This is a genomic window from Kitasatospora sp. NPDC005751 (assembly GCF_040630835.1).
GTDB lineage: Bacteria > Actinomycetota > Actinomycetes > Streptomycetales > Streptomycetaceae > Kitasatospora.
The window spans coordinates 295,021-313,236 of sequence record NZ_JBEXYC010000002.1; the positions used below are offsets into that span (position 1 = coordinate 295,021).

General features: G+C 74.3%; 14 protein-coding genes. 2 read left to right on the forward strand and 12 right to left on the reverse strand.

Annotated elements, in window-relative coordinates; all coding sequences use genetic code 11:
* Position 1 precedes the first annotated feature (1 nt).
* The 4 genes from ABZ497_RS03980 to ABZ497_RS03995 all read right to left on the reverse strand — a co-directional run bounded on the left by ABZ497_RS03980 (position 2) and on the right by ABZ497_RS03995 (position 3,944).
* Positions 2–400, reverse strand: a complete 399-nt coding sequence (locus ABZ497_RS03980) for a hypothetical protein (protein ID WP_359803251.1) — start codon at positions 398–400, stop codon at positions 2–4.
* Complete coding sequence (locus ABZ497_RS03985; protein WP_329492237.1) at positions 397–714, reverse strand: WhiB family transcriptional regulator; 318 nt, start codon at positions 712–714, stop codon at positions 397–399. The genes ABZ497_RS03980 and ABZ497_RS03985 overlap by 4 nt, the downstream gene beginning before the upstream one ends.
* Before the next feature lie 219 nt (positions 715–933).
* Positions 934–1,416: a hypothetical protein gene (locus tag ABZ497_RS03990; RefSeq protein WP_359803252.1), complete on the reverse strand. Its 483-nt coding sequence runs from the start codon at positions 1,414–1,416 to the stop codon at positions 934–936.
* A 296-nt stretch (positions 1,417–1,712) separates the two neighbouring features.
* Complete coding sequence (locus tag ABZ497_RS03995; protein ID WP_329489506.1) at positions 1,713–3,944, reverse strand: ATP-dependent DNA helicase UvrD2; 2,232 nt, start codon at positions 3,942–3,944, stop codon at positions 1,713–1,715.
* A 190-nt stretch (positions 3,945–4,134) separates the two neighbouring features.
* On the opposite strand from ABZ497_RS03995, the gene ABZ497_RS04000 reads away from it, so the two are divergent.
* Positions 4,135–4,392 (forward strand): mycoredoxin, encoded by a 258-nt coding sequence (locus ABZ497_RS04000; RefSeq protein WP_329489505.1) that lies wholly within the window; start codon positions 4,135–4,137, stop codon positions 4,390–4,392.
* Positions 4,393–4,427: 35 nt separating this feature from the next.
* Here the strand turns inward: ABZ497_RS04000 and ABZ497_RS04005 are convergent, their stop codons facing one another.
* From ABZ497_RS04005 to ABZ497_RS04030, 6 genes are all read right to left on the reverse strand, one after another.
* Positions 4,428–5,291, reverse strand: a complete 864-nt coding sequence (locus ABZ497_RS04005; RefSeq protein ID WP_359803254.1) for a GntR family transcriptional regulator — start codon at positions 5,289–5,291, stop codon at positions 4,428–4,430.
* Between the two features lie 277 nt (positions 5,292–5,568).
* Positions 5,569–6,510 carry an NAD(+) diphosphatase gene (gene nudC / locus ABZ497_RS04010; protein WP_329489503.1) on the reverse strand — a complete coding sequence of 314 codons (942 nt, stop codon included), beginning with the start codon at positions 6,508–6,510 and terminating at the stop codon, positions 5,569–5,571.
* A gap of 81 nt (positions 6,511–6,591) precedes the next feature.
* Entirely contained in the window at positions 6,592–8,004 is a 1,413-nt protein-coding gene (locus ABZ497_RS04015; protein WP_329489502.1) for a dipeptidase, read from the reverse strand.
* Positions 8,005–8,143: 139 nt separating this feature from the next.
* On the reverse strand, positions 8,144–11,032 hold the full coding sequence (locus ABZ497_RS04020; RefSeq protein ID WP_359803256.1) for an ABC transporter permease: 2,889 nt from the start codon (positions 11,030–11,032) through the stop codon (positions 8,144–8,146).
* Complete coding sequence (locus ABZ497_RS04025; protein WP_329489500.1) at positions 11,029–11,802, reverse strand: ABC transporter ATP-binding protein; 774 nt, start codon at positions 11,800–11,802, stop codon at positions 11,029–11,031. The genes ABZ497_RS04020 and ABZ497_RS04025 overlap by 4 nt, the downstream gene beginning before the upstream one ends.
* A 72-nt stretch (positions 11,803–11,874) precedes the next feature.
* On the reverse strand, positions 11,875–12,513 hold the full coding sequence (locus tag ABZ497_RS04030; RefSeq protein WP_329489499.1) for a PadR family transcriptional regulator: 639 nt from the start codon (positions 12,511–12,513) through the stop codon (positions 11,875–11,877).
* A 76-nt stretch (positions 12,514–12,589) separates the two neighbouring features.
* On the opposite strand from ABZ497_RS04030, the gene ABZ497_RS04035 reads away from it, so the two are divergent.
* Positions 12,590–13,561 (forward strand): endonuclease/exonuclease/phosphatase family protein, encoded by a 972-nt coding sequence (locus ABZ497_RS04035; RefSeq protein WP_359803258.1) that lies wholly within the window; start codon positions 12,590–12,592, stop codon positions 13,559–13,561.
* A gap of 32 nt (positions 13,562–13,593) precedes the next feature.
* Here the strand turns inward: ABZ497_RS04035 and ABZ497_RS04040 are convergent, their stop codons facing one another.
* Both ABZ497_RS04040 and ABZ497_RS04045 read right to left on the reverse strand, forming a co-directional pair.
* A complete protein-coding gene (locus tag ABZ497_RS04040; protein ID WP_329489497.1) occupies positions 13,594–14,784 on the reverse strand; it encodes a PP2C family protein-serine/threonine phosphatase in 1,191 nt (396 codons plus the stop codon).
* 192 nt (positions 14,785–14,976) lie between these two features.
* Positions 14,977–18,204, reverse strand: coding sequence for an ATP-dependent DNA helicase (locus tag ABZ497_RS04045; protein WP_359803259.1), 3,228 nt, complete (start codon positions 18,202–18,204; stop codon positions 14,977–14,979).
* Positions 18,205–18,216 lie beyond the last annotated feature (12 nt).

Below are 18,216 nucleotides of genomic sequence, written 5' to 3' on the forward strand. Positions count from 1 at the left end.
GCTACATCAGCGCGACGGCGAGGGCCTTGCGGGCCCGCAGCGAGGCCCGTTCGGCCCTCAGCTTGAGCCGGCGGGCCCGGGCGACCCGGGAGACGAGCCGTTCGTGCTCGGCCTCTTGCAAGCGCTCTTGCATATGGGCACGGGCCAGGGATTCGTGGAGGAGTTGCATCTCAAGGGTCCTGTTCTGGATCTGAAGTTCGGTGGTCTGCTCGGCGCGGACGGTCGGGTCAATGGCGGCGGGGGTCATGTCGTGGTCCTGCTCGTGGTGCGACGTAGGGAAGTGGACGGTGCGGGCCGCGTCGGCCTTGGCGGCGGCGATTCGCACGGAGCGGCGAAGGGCGCTGTCCAGCGGGGGCTGCTCTCCCCGGCGGACGGCCTTGACTCCGAGCGCGGGGTTCACGCTGCGACCTCGGTCTTGCGCGGGCGGCCACGCGGCCGCTTGCGGGCCACGACGACTCCCTGGACGAAGAGCTCGCCACCCCAGACGCCCCACGGCTCGCGCCGCTCCAGCGCACCGGTCAGACACGCGTCCTTGACCGGGCAGGTGCCACAGAGGGACTTCGCGTACTCGACGTCGGCGGGCGTCTCGGCGAAGAAGACCTCCGGGTCGAAGGCGCGGCACGGGATGGGGAGACCGAGCGCCTCGGCCTGCTCGATGGTGGTGATCTGCATCAGGGAAACCTCCGGAGGGTCGGCCTGGTCGGCCGGGGTGATCTGGCTTGTCTGCGGTACGGACGGGATGGGCGGCGTGATGACCGTGGACACTGTGGGCGTCTTCCTCGTCTTTTCAGTGGGTCCGGCTCAGCTGACTGGTGGGGCTGGGCCGGAGGCCCCGGAGGGCCTGGGTGGTCTTGCGTACCGGACAAAACAGAAGGGCCGCGGATCCCGGTGTGACGGGTTCCGCGGCCCTGGAGGTGCCGACCTGAGGCTTCCTCAGGTTCGTTCTCTCCAGGGTTCAGGCCCGCGGAAGGCCCGCATCCGGACGGCCGTGGCTCCCGTAAAGGCGGCCATGGCCTGCTCGTTGATCTGCTGCTCGTTCTGCTTCTGGGCGTTTCCGGCACCGATGACCCGCGCATAGCCGCCATGCATGGCGGCGGCTACGGCTGCCTTCGGTGCCTGGGTCGGTCGCTCGTCACGCAGGGAGCGCGACGTGCTCACGGCCGCCCAGCCACGGGACAGACCGGTCTCGACAGAGGTGCCGTCAATACCGCCCGTGATATCCGCGCCGCAGGGGCCAGTGTGTCCAAGACCACTGACAACGGAGGCGACGGAAGCGGGAATGACGGAGGCACCCACGGCTTCGAGACCCAGACCGGTTCCACCCAGCTCGGCGAGAGCCCGCAGGCGGGCGGCACGCAGAGAGGCAGCGGCGACGACGGTCTGGCCAGTCAGTTTGGTGATCATGATGGTTTCCACTGTCTTCGCCTCCTCTCGGCGTCTCGCGGGGCCTGGTTTCCCGGGCTCCGAACTGTTCGGATGTCCGTCTCGGTGGTGCAGGTGATGCAGGTGGTGCGTGGTGCGGAGAAGCTGTCGGGCCCAGGAGGACATGGCACAGGCGTCACCCCGTGCGTTCGCGTCCCCTTGACCGCTCCGGCAGGCTATTGCGCTCCCGGTACGGCGCGCAAACTATTTTTCCGGCGAGTTTCTCGACGGCTTCCGAAGGAGCCCGGGGCATCGGCTCCGCCCGCCCCGGGGACCTCCCCGGGACCGGCTCAGGCCGGTTCGTCCGGATCGCCGTCCTCGACGTCGACCGGATCCTCCGTGAGCTCTTCCCCCGCACACAACGAGAGCACGGCGGCCCCGTACTTGTCCAGCTTCATCGCACCGACCCCCGAGATCACCGCCAGTTCCTGGGTGGTCGCCGGGACGTCCTCGGCGATCGCCATCAGCGTCGCGTCGGTGAACACCACGTAGGCCGGGGCGCCCTGCTTCTTCGCCTGCCCGGCCCGCCACTCGCGCAGCCGCTCGTACAGCGCCTCGTCCATCGTGGAGGGGCAGCTCTCGCAGCGGCGCAGCTTGCGCTCGACCGCCTCGGTGAGCACCCGCTCGCAGACCCGGCAGCGGACCGGGCCGCGCACCCGGCGCCCGGCGGAGCGCTCGCCGGCCTCGACGCCACCGCGCCCGCCCCGGCCCCCGGCGCGCGCGCCCGGTGCGCCGGAGTTCGGCCGCAGCCCGTCCAGGAAGCGGGTCGGCTTGCGGTTGCCCCGGCCGCCGGGCGAGCGGGAGAGCGACCAGGAGAGCGAGAGGTGCTTGCGGGCCCGGGTGACGCCGACGTAGAGCAGCCGGCGCTCCTCCTCGACCTGCTCGTCCGTCTTGGCGTAGATGATCGGCATGGTGCCCTCGGTGAGGCCGACCAGGAAGACGGCGTCCCACTCCAGGCCCTTGGCGGCGTGCAGCGAGGCCAGCGTGACGCCCTCGACGGCGGGCGCGTGCTGGGCCGCGGCCCGGCCGTCCAGCTCGGCGACGTACGCGGCCAGGTCGGCCGGCTCCCCGGCCGCCGTGCGGGTGCGCTCGAAGTCCTCGGCGAGCCGGACCAGCGCGGCCAGCGACTCCCAGCGCTCGCGCACCGCGCCGGAGCCGGCCGGCGGCTCGGCGGTGAAGCCCCGGGTCGCGAGCACCGCCCGGACCTGCGCGGCGAGGCCGGGGGTGCCGTCGGTGAGCGGGTCGGAGGCGGCCCGGGCGGCGCCGCGCAGCAGCACGCCGGCGTCCCGCACCTCGGGGCGCTCGAAGAACCGCTCGGCGCCCTTGAGCTGGTAGGAGACGCCGAGGTCGGCGAGTGCCTGCTCGTAGACCTCGGACTGGCCGTTGGTGCGGAACAGCACGGCGACCTCGCTGGCCCGCACCCCGGACGCCAGCAGCTCCTTGATCCGGCGGGCGGTGGTCTCGGCCTCGGTCGGCTCGTCCTCGTACTCGGTGTAGACGGGCTCGGGACCGGCCTCGCGCTGCGAGACCAGCTCCAGCCGGTGCCGGGCCGCCTGACCGCGGGCCTGCGCGAGCAGCCCGTTGGCCAGGTGGACGACCTGCGGGGTGGAGCGGTAGTCCCGGACCAGCTTGACCACCGTCGCCTCGGGGTGGCGGGTGCGGAAGTTCAGCAGGTAGTCGGGGGTGGCGCCGGTGAACGAGTAGATGGTCTGGCTGGCGTCGCCGACCACGCAGAGGCTGCCCGCGGCGGGGCCGGTCCACTGGTCGAGCAGCCGCTGCTGGAGCGGCGAGACGTCCTGGTACTCGTCGACGGTGAAGTGCCGGTACTGGGCGCGGACCTGGTCGGCGATGTCCGGGCGGTCCTCCAGGATCGCGGCGGTCAGCAGCAGGACGTCCTCGAAGTCGATGACGCCGCGGCGGCTCTTGGTCTCCTCGTACACCCGGTACACCTGGGCGATCTCGGCCGGGTCGCGCGGGGCCTCGCGGGCCGACTTCTGCACCGCGGCCGGGTAGTCGTCCGGGCCGATCTGGGAGACCTTGGCCCACTCGATCTCGGCGGTGAGGTCGCGCAGTTCGGTGCGCTGGACGCGCAGCCCGCAGCGCGCGGCGGACTCCGCGACCAGCTGGACCTTGCGCTCCACCAGCTGCGGCACCGGGCCGCCCACGGCGCGCGGCCAGAAGTACTGGAGCTGGCGCAGCGCGGCGGCGTGGAAGGTGCGGGCCTGGACGCCCTCGGCGCCGAGCTGGCGCAGCCGCCCGCGCATCTCCCCCGCCGCGCGGGCGGTGAAGGTGACGGCGAGCACCTGGGCGGGCTGGTAGACCCCGCTGCGGACTCCGTAGGCGATCCGGTGGGTGATGGCGCGCGTCTTGCCGGTGCCGGCGCCGGCGAGCACGCAGACGGGCCCCTGCAGGGCGGTGGCGACGGCCCGCTGCTCGGGGTCGAGCCCGGCGAGCACCGCGTCGGGGCCGGACGCGGCGCGGTAGTCGTCGAACGGGCTGCCGCTCAAGAGGTCTTCCTGCATGCGTTCCATCCTCTCAGCCCGGTGCGACAACCGGGGCGGGCTTGTCCACAGGCCCGGTGCGATCGCAGGATGAACGGTGCGCGCTCGGGCGTGCGAGGTCGATCTCACGCCGGGCGCACGCGGAATGACCGTTGCGTGACGGACGTTCCTCCCAGAGACCGCACGCCCTCTTTCCCGAAGGAGCCCCTCGATGTCCGGCAGCGTGACGATGTACAGCACGACCTGGTGTGGGTACTGCAACCGACTCAAGAGCCAGCTGACCCGTGAAGGCATCGGCTACACCGAGATCAACATCGAGGAGGACCCGAACTCGGCGTCCTTCGTCGAGTCCGTGAACGGCGGCAACCAGATCGTGCCGACGGTTCTGGTGACGCCGGCGGGCGGCGGCGAGCAGGTCGTGATGACCAACCCGAGCCTGATGCAGGTCAAGAAGGCCCTGGCGGCCTGACCCGCGACGACCCGCGGGGCCCGGGCCGGCGCACCTCAGGGGGCGTCGGCCCGGGCCGGGTCCACCGGCGCCGCGGGTGCGGGCAGCTGGGTCCGGGCGGCGAGGTCGCCGACGCCGTAGACCAGCCGGCTGCGGTCGGCGGAGTAGCGGGTCTCGATGACCCGGACGGGGCCGCGCCGGTCGTAGGTCACCCGGGTCTGGACCATCAGCGGCACCCCGGGGCCGCCCTGGAACCACTGCGCCTCCTCGGGGCCGGGCATCCGGGCCACCAGGTGGTCCACCGCCCCGATCTCGGTTCGGCCGAGCAGGGCGAGCACCGCCTCGTCCCCGCCGTCGATCTGGTCGGGCTCCATCAGCGGGGTGCCCGCGGCGAGGCCGGCCCGGTAGTGGCTCTCCTCGATCGAGTAGGGCTCACGGTCCAGCAGCCGGAGCTGGCGGCGGACCACGATCGCCTCGCCGGGCCGGAGCCCGAGCCGCTCGGCGATGTCGACCCGGGCCCGGACGATCATCATCTCGAAGTCGACGGTGAGCTCCCGGCCGGCGTCGGCGGCCTCGCCGAGGTAGACGGCGGTGGGCACGGCCAGGCAGTCCCGCGGCCCGGCGAGCGGGTCGCGCGGCCCCGGCGGCACCGGGGCCGGTCCGTAGGCGCGGTGGTCCAGGACGGGGTGCTCCCGGAGGTAGGTGCCCTTGCCCTGGAGCCGGACCAGCCGGCCCTCGTTGACCAGGACGTCGACGGCCAGCCGGACGGTGTTGCGGGCGACCCCGTACTGGCGCTCCAGTTCGCTCTCGACCGGGAGGGCGGCCTGGGCGGTGAATTCGCCCTCGGCGATCCGGCGGCGCAGATCGGCGGCGAGGCGCTGGTATTTGGGGGATTGGGTGGTGCCTCGGGGGATTGTCACCCGAGTGAATGTAGCGAGGGCGGTGACCCGGTTTCAGCCGATTCCGACAATGTCGACCCGGATCGGCGACGGCGGGCCAGCGGTGGGCACCCTGGCCCGCCGGAACACGGCAGGAGGCGGCCCCTCCGGATACGAACGTCAGCGCGCCCGACCGGCGCGAAATCCGTCCGGACCACCCGTTCGGCCGTGCCGGGCCCCTGGATGACCGGCGCGACGGAGGGCACGAAACGAAATCGGGGGCGCGCGGCAATAAGCCGCACGCCCCCGATTGTCGGAATTACCAGCGCGCCGCCGAAGGCAGCCGCTCCCCGTACCAGAGTTCGACCAGGTGACGGGCGATCGAAATCCCGGACGGCGGCAGGATCTCGCCCGCCGCCATGCCGGCCCGCAGCTCCTCCCGGGAGAACCAGCGCGCCTCGGCCAGCTCCTCGCCGTCCACGGTGATGGCCGTCCCGTCCGGGTCGGCCTTGCCCATGAAGCCCAGCATCAGACTGGACGGGAACGGCCACGGCTGGCTGGCCACGTAGGCGACCTCGGCCACCCGCACCCCGGCCTCCTCGAAGACCTCGCGGACCACGGCCTGCTCGATCGACTCGCCCGGCTCGACGAACCCGGCCAGGGTCGACCAGCGGCCCTCCGGCCAGAGCGCCTGCCGGCCCAGCAGGCAGCGGTCCTGCTCGTCGGTGATCATCATGATCACCGCCGCGTCGGTGCGCGGGTAGTGCTCGGCCGCGCAGGAGGTGCAGCGCCGGACGTGGCCGGCGCCGGCCTTCTCGGTCGGGTGCCCGCAGCGCGAGCAGAAGCTGTGCAGCCGGTGCCAGTGCTCCAGCGCGACGGCGTGCACCAGCAGCCCGGCGTCCCGGTCGGAGAGCATCCCCCCGACCTCGCGCAGCCCGGCCGGGCGGGCGTCGCCGTCGAGGCGCCCCGGCAGGCTCTCGCCGGCCAGCGCGAAGTACGACACCCCGTCCTCGTCGGTGCCGAGGAAGTAGCGGTCCCCGGTCTGCGGCGCCTCGAACGAGGGCATCAGCACCAGTTCGGTGCCCTGCCCGGTGTCCACCACGAACGCCTCGCCGCCGGCGATCGGCAGCACCTTGGTGGTCGGGTGGCTCCAGGCGGCCGCCAGCCAGGGCTCGTCGAACCGGTGCTGGGCCGCCCGGTCGACCCCGGCCCGGGCCAGTGCCGGGGGCAGCGGGCGTTCGGTCTCAGGCACGGTGCTCACTTCGTTCCATCCCCACGTGATGAATCATCCGGATGAGTGGTCTGTTCGCCAGGACGGGCCGCGGAGGGCGCCCCGCGGCCTTCACGCCGCCTCGCCGCCCGGCCGCCAGTTCTCGGCCAGGTCGGCCCAGAGGTAGGCGGTCGTCTCCACGCCCTTGGCCAGCAGGTCGAGCTCGACCTTCTCGTCGACCGAGTGCCAGCCGTCCGAGGGCACCGAGATGCCGAGGAAGAGCACCGGCGCGCCGAGCACGTCCTGGAGTTCGGCGGCCGGGCCGGAACCACCCTCCCGGGTGAACAGGATCCGCTGCCCGAAGGCCCGCTCCATCGCCCGGACGGTGGACCGCAGGGCCGGGTGGTCCAGCGGGGTCAGGCAGGGCCGGGTGGCGCCCGGGAACTCCAGCGCGTACCGGATGCCCTCGGGCACCCGCTGCGCCACCCAGGACCGGACGGCCTCCTGGACCCGCTCCACCTCCTGGCCGGCCACCAGCCGGAAGGAGAGCTTGAGGTGCGCCGAGGACGGCACGATGGTCTTGCCGCCGGGGCCGGTGTAGCCGCCCCAGATGCCGTTCACCTCGGCGGTCGGCCGGGCCCAGACGCGCTCCAGGGTGGAGTAGCCGGCCTCGCCGAGGGTGCCGTGCGACTTGGCGACCTTCAGCCACTGCCCCTCGTCGAAGGGCAGCTCGGCGAAGAGTTCGCGCTCGCGCGCGGTCAGCTCGACCACGCCGTCGTAGAAGCCCGGGACGGCCACCCGGCGGTCCTCGTCGTGCAGCGCGGCGGCCAGTTCGGCCGCGACCGCCGCCGGGTTGGGGACGGCGCCGCCGAAGGAACCGGAGTGGATGTCGCTGTCCGGGCCGTAGAGGTCGATCTGGGCGTCGGCAAGGCCCCGCATGCCGGTGCAGACCGTCGGCGTGGTCTCGGACCACATCCCGGTGTCCGAGATGATCACCACATCGGCGGCCAGCCGCCCGGCCTCCCGGCGGACCAGCGCGGGGAAGTGCGGCGAGCCGGACTCCTCCTCGCCCTCGATCAGCAGCTTGAGGTTGACGGCCGGCGCGGTGCGCCCGGTGGCGGCCAGGTGGGCGCGGACCCCGAGCGTGTGGAAGAACACCTGCCCCTTGTCGTCGGCGGCCCCGCGCGCGAACAGCTGCCGGCCGACCACGGTCGGCTCGAAGGGCTCCGTCGCCCAGCCGTCCTCCTTGGCGGCGGGCTGCACGTCGTGGTGCCCGTAGACCAGGACGGTCGGCGCGGACGCGTCCCCCGACGGCCACTCGGCGAACACCGCCGGCAGGCCGTCCGTCTCCCAGACCTCGACCACCGGGAACCCGGTCCCGCCCAGCTTCGCGGCCAGCCACTCGGCGGAGCGGCGGACCTCACCGGCCCGCTCGGGCTCGGCCGAGACGGAGGGGATGCCCAGCCAGTCGGAGAGGTCGGCCAGGAACTCGGCCTGGTGCCGGTCGATGAAGGAGCGGACGACGCTGTCCGGGGTTCTCGTCATACGGACGACTTTAGTTCGCCCGTGCGGGTGCCCGCCCCGGCCGTCCGGCCACCGGGCGCCGGACGGCCTGTAACGTCCGTCACCCCCGGCCGCACGGGGGCGGCGGCCGGGGGTGACGGGGGACACGGGGAACGCGCGGTCAGCCGGAGCGGCGCAGCAGCGAGATCCGCGAGCGGGTGAGCAGCGTGGCCAGCCCCACCGCGAGCAGCGGCAGGACGATCACGGTGGCGCCGATGTCGAGCCACGGGAAGACGATCACGCTGTGGTCGGCCGTCTCCTCGGGGGACATCCCCGGGTAGGAGACGGACACGCCCTCCACCTTGCGCAGGGCCACCGCCGGCACCACCCCGGCGACCACGCCGAGCAGGGTGCCCATCGCGGCGATCACCCCGCACTGGAAGCCGGAGAGGCTGCGGCGGATCCGCGGCGCGGCGCCGACCGCCGCGAGGGTGGTCAGGTCGCGCTGCGAGTCGGCGGCGGCGAGCCCGGTGGCGATGCCGGCGGCGCCGAGCGCGACCAGGGCGGCGAAGCCCGTCAGACCGAGGCTGACCAGGTCGTCGTTGGACCGGAAGCCGCGCTCGACCCCGAACTGGGTGCCGTCGGCGAGCTTGTCGATCGCCGCCGTCGCCTTCTGCTCGGCGCTGTCGGACGGCGCCTTGGCGGGCAGCCAGACCGAACCGGCGTCATGGGTGCCCAGCCCGAGCCGGTTGGCGGTCTCCGGGCTCACCAGCGCCTGGCCACCGGTCGGGACGACGGCGCGGAACAGCACCGCGTCGACGGCGATCTCGTGGCTGGGCGTGTCGTGCACGGGCGAGGCGTTCAGCTTGTTCGACTGCTCCTCGGCCGGCTCCGTCACGCTCACGACGAGCTTGCCGTCCTTGACGTAGTCGGCGTCGAACACGACGGCCTTGCCGGCGGCCAGCGCCTGGCCGGCGGCCGGGTCGTCCACACCGAACAGGTTGCGCAGCAGGGTGGCGTCCCCGGCGGCCACCATGCTGAACGGGTTGACCCGGTAGGAGTGGTTCGCCCTGCAGCGCGCGTCCTCCTTGCGGAGCCGCTCGGCCTCGGCCGGGGCGATGGCCTCGCTGCCCTTGTCGAACAGCGGGCAGCGCAGCTCCTTCGGCAGCTCGGTGGTGACGTAGCCGCAGTTGCCGTGCGTCCGGTCGCAGTCGCCCTTGAGGCCGACCTCCTGCACGTCGGCGCGCCGGCCGAGGTCGGGGATGTTGCTCTCGACGGCGCCGCGCAGCTGGGGCAGCAGCTTCCCGTCGGCGGCCGAGCCCCAGCCGCTGCTCACCGTGACCGCGCCGGCCGGCGCGGCGGCGACGTACTCCCGGCGGTGCTCCTCATGGCTGCTGGCGGTGTAGATGCCGACGGCGACCGAGCCGGCGACGGCGGCCATCACCGCCGCGACGGCGGGGGCGGTGCGTCCGCGGTGGCGCACCGAGTCGCGCAGCGCGAGCCGGGGGCCGAGCGGCAGCCAGCGGCCGATCCGCCCGAACAGGCCGACCAGGTAGGGCGTCAGGGCGACCATGCCGAGTTCGGCGATCATCGAGCCGCCGAGCACGGCCGTACTGCGGTTGCCGAAGCCGCTGGTCGCGCCGAGCAGGGCGAGCGCGGCGCCGCCGGCCACCATCAGCAGGCCGAGCAGCGCGAGCTTGCGGCTCGGCGGCTTGAGCGAGTCGCGGCCGGTCAGCGCGGCGACGACGTCCTGCCGGGAGGCCTGGACGGCCGGGACGACGGCCGCGAGCAGACCGGTGACCAGGCCGATGCCCAGGACGCCGAGCAGGTCGAGCGGCTGGAGGTCGAAGTGGCCGAACCGCTCGCCGGCGTAGTTCTCGGCCTGGGTGCGCAGCACCGCGACCAGGCCGACGCCGACGGCCAGACCGAGGGCGGCGCCGGTGACTCCGAGCACGACCCCGCCGCCGAGGACGACCGCGCGGACGTCGGCCCGGTTACCGCCGCCGGCGGCGAGCAGACCGAGCTGGCGGCGGGAGCGCCTGGCCCCGACGGCGAAGGCGGGGCCCGCGAGGAGCACGATCTCCAGCAGCGCCATGCCGACCACGGTGGCGAGGATGACGACGGAGGTCCGGTCGAGGTAGGGGGTACCGCCGCTGCTCTGGCCCTTCTGGGCGTAGAGCGGCACCTCGGAACGGGCCGGCGGGTCGAGCAGCACGCTGCGGGAGGCGACGGTGAAGCCGTACTTGTTGAACTCGGTCACCTTGGGCCAGTCGATCGCGGCCCCGGCCGGGAGCTTGACCAGCCAGCGGGCGCTCTCCCCCAGCGCGGAGCGGCCGAGGCCCTTGTCGGCGCCGGGCAGCTTCATCAGCGGGTCGACCAGCGCGCCGGGGCGGGCGATCAGCCCGGTGGCCCGCAGGTCGCCGGGGTACTCGGCGACGGCCGTGATGGTGAAGGGGGTGGCCTCCAGACCGCGCGGGGAGGTGCGGTCGCCGATCCTGAGGCCGGAGCGGTCGAGGAAGTCCCGGGTGACGGCGACCTCGTGGCCGGCGCTCGGGGCGCGGCCCTCGACCACGTCGATCCGGCCCTTCCAGACCGGGTCGTTCAGGTCGGCCTCGGCGGTCCGCACGCTGAGCAGGCCCTGCACGGTGCTGGTGGGGACGTACGGGCCCTCGCGCAGCGGGACGAGCGTGGTGCCGGCCGGGACCAGCTGCCTGACCAGTTCGGCCGGCTCGGTGTCGAGGCTGCGGCGCTGCTCGGGCGTGTACTGGGGCCGGCCGTTCTCCACCTTGGCCTCGTCGGCGCCGGTGAGGTCGAAGGGCTGGTCCGGGTCCGGTGCCTGCAGGATGATCGAGCCGCGGTCGACCATGTGGATCTCGGCGTCGGACTGGCCCATGGTGCGGACGATCCGCTCGACGGGGTCGAGTTCGGCGCTGCGGAAGAACACGTCGGCGCCGGTGACGCCGAGCACGGGCAGCGCGACCATGGCGACCACGAGCGCGCTGCGGCCCTTGGCGCGCAGGGCGTCCCGTCGGGCGATCCGCAGGGCGACCCGCCAGGCGCTGAACCTCACTGCGCCACCGGGCCCTTCGCGTTGGTGGCCGCGGAGACCAGCAGGGTGCCGGCGTCCTGGCTGATGCTCTCGTCGACCATGCGGCCGTCGCGGAGGAAGACCACGCGGTCGGCCCAGGCGGCGTGCCTGGCCTCGTGGGTGACCATCATCGCGGCGGCGCCGGCGTCGCAGCGGGCGCGCAGCACGGCGAGGACCGACTCACCGGTGGTGGAGTCGAGGGCGCCGGTGGGCTCGTCGGCGAGGACGAGCCGGCGGTCGCCGATCAGCGCGCGGGCGATGGCGACGCGCTGCTGCTGCCCGCCGGACATGTCGTCGGGGAAGCGGTCGGCGAGCTCGGGGATGCCGAGCTCCTCCAGCGCGGTCATCGCCTCGCGGCGGGCGGCGCGGCCGGAGAGACCGTCGAGCTCGCGCGGCAGCGAGACGTTCTCGGCCGCGGTGAGGGCCGGGATCAGGTTGTAGTCCTGGAACACGTAGCCGACCGAACGGCGCCGGACCTCGGCCAGCTTCTTGCGGTTGAGGCCGCCCAGGGCGGTGCCCTCGACCAGGACCCGACCGCTGCTCGGGGTGTCCAGCCCCCCGGCGAGCGTCAGCAAGGTCGACTTGCCGGAGCCGGAGGGCCCCATCACGGCGACGAACTCGCCGGGGTGCACCCGGAGGTCCACCCCGCGCAGCGCGTGCACCTCGGCCGCGCCCTGGCCGTGCACCCGGGTGACGTTGTCCAGGTGCAGCACCGGTTCGGTGCCGAGCCTGCTCGGATCGGTGTGGATCACACTTCCCCCTGCTGTTCTGGGCCCGGGGTCGCGGATGGCGGCCGGGCCGTGGTTCATGAAGTCCGTACGGGTTCAGGCCCGGGTGCGGCGCCGCCCGCGCCGGACGACCTCGGGCTCGGCGGCGCGGGCCTCGGCGGCCCGGGCCTGTTCGATCTCGGCGTGCTGGGCGAGGCGGGTCTCGCAGTGGTCGAGCCAGCGGATCTCGGCCTCGGTCTGGAAGATCAGCTGTTCGAGGACGAGCAGCCAGGCGAGGTCGGCGCCGGGGGCGGCCGACGGGCCGGCGCCGCCGGGGCGGGCCTCGCCGGTCAGCGCGCGGGCCTTGAGCCGGGTGTAGTCCTGGAGCGCCTTGATGCTGTGCCGGCGCTGGCCCTGGACGACGGCGGGCACGTCCACCCCGGGGACGGTGACCGCCATGGCCAGCTTGATCGCCAGCTCGTCGCGCGGTGGGCTGGTCCGCGGCACCGGGGTGTCGAACCAGGTGCGCAGCTCCGCGCGTCCTGCTTCGGTGACCGCGTAGAACTGGTGCCCCTCCTCGTCCTCCCCCGCGGGCTCGACCAGGCCGTCGCGCTCCAGGCGGGACAGGGTGGTGTAGACCTGGCCGACGTTGAGCGGCCAGGTGGCACCGGTGCGCGCCTCGAACTCGGTACGCAGCTGGTAGCCGTAGCGCGGGCCCTGGTCGAGCAGGGCGAGCAGACCGTGACGGATGGACATACCGAGTATGTATACCCGGTATGCCCGGCGGGCTCAAGCGGCGCCCCCTCCCGGCGAGCGGGTACCGTCGTGCGGTGTGAGCCAGTTGCGCATCGCCACCTTCAATCTGTTGCACGGTCAGCCGCTCGCCCCGGACGGTGCTCCGCGGCCCTACCCCGCCGACGCCGGTGGACCGTTGGCGCAGGCGGTGGCCGCGCTGGACGCCGACGTGCTCGCCCTCCAGGAGGTGGACCGCTACCAGGCCCGCTCCGGCGGCACCGACCAGGCCGCCGTCGCCGCCAAGGCGATGGGCGCCGCGGACTGGCGGTTCGCCGCCGCGCTGCACGGGCGCCCGGCGCCGGTCGCGGGCTGGGTGCCGGAGCCCGCCGTCCCCGCCGGACTCCAGGTGTACGGGCCGAACGAGGTCGGCGACGACGCGCCGCCGTCGTACGGCACCGCACTGCTGACCCGGCTGCCGGTGCGGCACTGGCGGGCCCGGCGGTTCGCCCCGGCCCCGTTCGGGCTGCCGCTGCGGGTGGCCGGCCGGCGCGGGCTCACGCCCGTCCCGGACGAGCCGCGGGCCGCGCTGGCGGCCGTACTGGAGGGCGAGCACGGGCCGTTCACCGTGGTGGCGGCGCACCTGTCGTTCGTGCCCGGCTGGAACATGGCGCAGCTGGCGGGGATCCGGCGCTGGATCGCCGACCTGCCGCAGCCCTACCTGGTCCTGGGGGACTTCAACCTGATCGGCGCGGTGCCCCGGACGGTGCTGGGCGGGGCCACCGCGCTGGACCGGACGGCGCCCCGGGCACGGGTGCGCGAACTGCGGGCGGCCCGGCGGGCCCGGCCGGCCCTGGTCGAGCCGCGCCGGCGGCGGGTGCGCGAGCCCCGGGCGCGGCTCCAGGGCTGGTACGACCTGGCCCGCACGCCCACCTACCCCTCGCACCGGCCGGCCGTGCAGTTCGACCACGTGCTCGCGGTGGGCGTGCCGCGCACCGCGGTCGGCCCGGCGGCCGCCCCGCGGACGGTGGTGTCGGACCACCGCCCGCTGGTGGTGGAGGTCGGCCTCTAGGCGGTCCGGCCGGGCCGCCCGGTGCCGGGCGGTCAGCTCCGGGGGTGCGTCAGCTGCCCGTTCTGGTGCGGCAGGTGCGGCTCCGGCCCGAGCGGGTCGTACTGGAGCAGCAGCATCGCCGCGTCGTCGCCGAGCTGGCGGCCGACGTGGCGGACCACGTCCTGGTGCAGGCGTCGCAGGACGTCCACCGGGTGGCCGTCCGCGCAGTGCGGCAGCCGCTCGGCGAGCGGGTAGAAGACGCCCGCCCGGTCCCGGGCCTCGATGACTCCGTCGGTGAACAGCAGGACACGGTCCCCCTGCCGCAGCGGGACCTCGTGCACCGGCGGCCGGACGTCGACCGGGTCGAGGACGCCGAGCGGGGGCACCGTCTCGGCGAGCTCCAGCGGCCGGACCGGCTCGGTGCCCCGCAGCAGCAGCGGCGACGGGTGGCCGCAGTTGACGATCTCGGCGGTGCCGTCGGGCCGGACCCCGATCAGCACCAGGGTGACGAACTCCTCCTCCACGCCGGGGTGCTCGTTCTCGTGCAGGGCCCGGTCGAGGCTCACCGCGAGCCAGCCCGCCACCCGGTCCAGCGCGGGCTCCTGGTGGGCGGCCTCCCGGAAGGCGCCGAGCACGGCGGCGGCGGTCTCCACCGCGCCGAGCCCCTTGCCCCGGACGTCGCCGACCACGGCCCGGACCCCGTGCCGGGTGTTGACCACCTCGTAGAGGTCGCCGCCGATCCTGGCGTGCGCGGCGGCGGCCTCGTAGTGGACGGCGGCCCGGACGGTGCCGACCCGCTCGGGAACCGGCCGCAGCAGCACCCGGCGGGCGATCGACGCGACCAGCTGGGCGTCGGCCAGCGCCTTCTCCTGGCGCAGCCGCAGGGTGGCGCTGACCCAGCCGATCGCGGCGACCAGCACGACGGCGAAGACGGTGGCGCTGTGCACGGACTCGCCGAGCGAGTCGCTGCTGGCGGCCATCAGGAAGGCCACGGCCTCGGTGCAGAGGCCGATGGCGAGCGGGTACCAGGTACGCCGGCTGACCACGGCGGCCAGCGCGGGAACGGCGGTGAGGGCCGGCTCGACCGTCACCTCGGTGTTGCTGACGTAGTCGAGGGCCACGACCAGCGCCATGCCGATGAACGGCAGCGCGAGCGCCGTCCTCGGCCAGGTGCCGGTCGAGCCCGGAGCGGTCCCCGGGGCCGGCCCGGCGAACCGCTCTCTCATCCATCCGGTCGCGCTCAACTTCGGTCTCTCCAGCAGAAGACGCCGGTGCCCCGTGGGCACCCGCGGTGATGACTGAGGGTTGGGGAATGCGGGCCTCGCTGGCGGCCGGAGCACAGGGGTTGACCGGTTACCGACCCCACAATAGGCACGAAACGTGCACTACGCACAGGTTTCGCCCGCTGCCGTGATGACTTGAATGCTCTGCGTGACTCATTCTTCACTGTTCCCGATCAGGAGCCGTTCCAACTCTTTTCGGTCGGGAAGTCCTGCGGGTTGTTCGACCCGACCGCTGCGGACGTACAGGAAGGACGCCGTGACCTGCTCCGGCGGAACTCCCAACTGTTCGGCCCAGGCGACCCGGTAGACCGCGAGCTGGAGCGGATCGGCGGTCTCCTCGCGGTGCGTCTTCCAGTCCACCACTTCGTAGCGTGACGCGCCGCCGAATTCCGACCGGCCGTCATCTTCCCGGTAGACCGCATCGATCCGGCCGCGCACCACCCGGCCCGCCAGCACCAACTGGAACGGCGCCTCGACCCGGTAGGGCGTCCGGTTCGCGTAGGGCGTGCGCAGGAACGCCTCCTTGAGCCGCTCCAGGTCCTGCTCGTCCTCGATGCCGTCGTCGTCAGCACCCGGCAGCGCGCCCGGCTCGATCAGCAGCAGCGGCTCGATCCGGGACTGCACCCAGGCGTGGAACCGGGTGCCCCGGCGGGCGGCCGGCTGCGGCGGCCGGGGCATCGGGCGGGCCAGGTCGTGCGCGAAGCCGTCCGGATCGGCGGCCAGCCGCTGGAGCTGGGTGGCGGACAGCGCGGCGGGCAGCGGCACCTCCCGGACGCTGCGCCGGGACCGCTCCAACTCGCCGACCAGCGCGGTGAGGTCGCGGTCCCAGGACTCGACCTGGCGGCGGTCCTCGGCGGCCATCGGCTCCGGTTCGGGGGCGGGCAGGCCGGCGAGGCGGCGGTGCACCACCGCGGCGACCCGGCGGCGGGCGTGCTGGGCCGCCGGATCCAGCGGCAGCGGCCAGGGCCGCTCGACGGGCGCGGCCAGCGCCGGGTTCTCGGCGCCCTTGGGCGGCTGCTCGGCCCAGTGTTCGAGCTCGCCGGCGCCGGGCCGCTCGCAGTGCGTCCGCAGCCGCTCCAGGAAGACGGACGGGCCGCGCACGGTCTTCTGGCTGGGGCCCCACCAGTGCCCGGAGGCCAGCAGCAGCGACCGCGGCCGGGTGAAGGCGACGTAGCCGAGGCGCAGCTCCTCGGTGCCCGAGTGCTCGGCGAGCGCCGCCTTGAAGGCGGCCATGGACTTGCTGTTCCACCCGCCGCGCACATCGGGCAGGGTGGCCGCGTCGCCGCGCAGGGCGTGCGGCAGCACCCGCTTGACGCTGGTCCAGCGCTCACGCGTGGTCGAGGACGGGAAGGCGCCCCTGACCAGCCCAGGAACGGCCACGACGTCCCACTCCAGGCCCTTGGACTTGTGCGCGGTGAGGACCTTCACGGTGTCCTCCCCGCCGGGCAGGCTGCTGTCCAGCCCGCGCTCGTACTCCTGGGCGGCGCGCAGGAAGCCGAGGAAGGCCGACAGGCCCGGGTCGCCGTCCAGGTCCGCGAAGCCGGCCGCGACGTCCAGGAAGGCGTGCAGGGTCTCCCGGCGGCGGGCGGCCAGTGCCTGGGGGGAGGCGGCGAGTTCGACCTCCAGGCCGGTGACCGCGAGCACCCGGTGCAGCACGTCCATCAGCGGCTCGGCGAGCGAGCGGCGCAGCTCGCGCAGCTCCCGGGCGAGCCGGGCGAAGCGCGGCCTGGCCTCCGCGGAGAACGGCAGCTCGTCGGACCGGTCGCCGTCCCCGCCGGACGCCGGGTCCAGGAAGGTCTCCAGCGCGTCGGCCAGCGAGACCACCTCGGTCGGATCGGCCTCGGCGACGGCCGCGGCCAGCGCCTCGACGCCCTCCGGCCGGGCGGTGCGCACCAGTTCGGCGGCGCGCCGGCCGAGCAGGGCGAGGTCGCGCGGGCCGATCCGCCAGCGCGGGCCGATCAGCAGCCGGACCAGCGCCGCGTTGGCGGTCGGGTCCTGCAGCACCTCGCAGGTCGCCACCAGGTCGGCCACCTCGGGCAGTTGCAGCAGGCCGCCGAGTCCGACCACCTCGACCGGCACCTCCCGGGCGACCAGCGCCGCGTGGATGTCGGGGAAGGCCGCGCCGCCCCGGCAGAGCACGGCGATCCGGCCCGGGGCGGTACCGGTGCGGACCAGGTGGGCGATCGAGTCGGCCAGCCAGTCGATCTCCTGCGCGTGGGTGGGCAGCAGTGCGGCCCGGACGTAGCCCTCCTGCTCGGCGCCGGGAGCCGGGCGCAGCGCCTCGACGCCCTCGTGCATCGCGCGCAGCGGTTCGGCCAGCTCGTTGGCGAAGGCGAGCAGCCGCCCGCCGCTGCGGCGGTTCTCGCTGAGCGAGTACCGGGCCGCCCCGGAGCCGTCGGCCTTCGGGAAGTGCCGGGGGAAGTCGTCCAGGTTGGCGACCGAGGCGCCGCGCCAGCCGTAGATCGCCTGGCAGGGGTCGCCGACGGCGGTGACGGGGTGGCCGGTGCCCCGCCCCTCGGGGCCGGCGCCGTACAGGCCGGCCAGCATCAGCCGCTGCGCGACCGAGGTGTCCTGGTACTCGTCGAGCAGCACCACCCGGTACTGGGCCCGGAGCAGCTCGCCGACCTCGGGGCGCTGCTGCGCGAGCCGGGCGGCGGCGGCTATCTGGTCGCCGAAGTCCATCAGCCCGGCCGCGGCCTTGCGCCGCCGGTACTCCTCGACCAGGCGCAGCAGCTCCAGCCGGGCCCGGGCGGTGACCGGCACGGCCCGCAGGTCGTCGTTGCCGAGCCGGACGGTGGCGAGGGTGTCGAGCAGCTCCTCGTCGAAGGCGCGCAGCGCGTCCGGCTCGACCAGGTGCTCGGCGAGCTCGCCGTCCAGCGCGGTCAGGTCGGCGACCAGGTTGCTGAAGGTCCCGGTGAGCGCCGGGAAGGGACCGCGCGCGGTGCGCAGCACCTTGGCGGCGAGCTGGAAGCGGGTGGCGTCGGCGAGCAGCCGGACGTCCGGCTCGATACCGATCCGCAGGCCGTGCTCCTTGAGCAGGCGGCCGGCGAAGGCGTGGTAGGTGGAGATCTCCGGCTCGCCGAGCGCCTCCTCGTCCGGTTCGGCCACGCCGCCGAGCCGCAGGGCCGCGCGGACGCGTTCGGCGAGCTCCCCGGCGGCCTTGTTGGTGAAGGTGAGGCCGAGCACCTCCTCCGGGCGGACGGCCCCGGACCCGACCAGCCAGACCACCCGGGCGGCCATCACCGTGGTCTTCCCGGAGCCCGCCCCGGCGACGATCACGGCCGGCTCCAGCGGAGCGCCGATGGCCGCCATCTGCTCCCGGTTGAACGGGATGCCCAGCAGCTCCTTGAGCTGGTCGGGGTGGCTGAGCGCGGCGGTCACCCCGCAACGTTA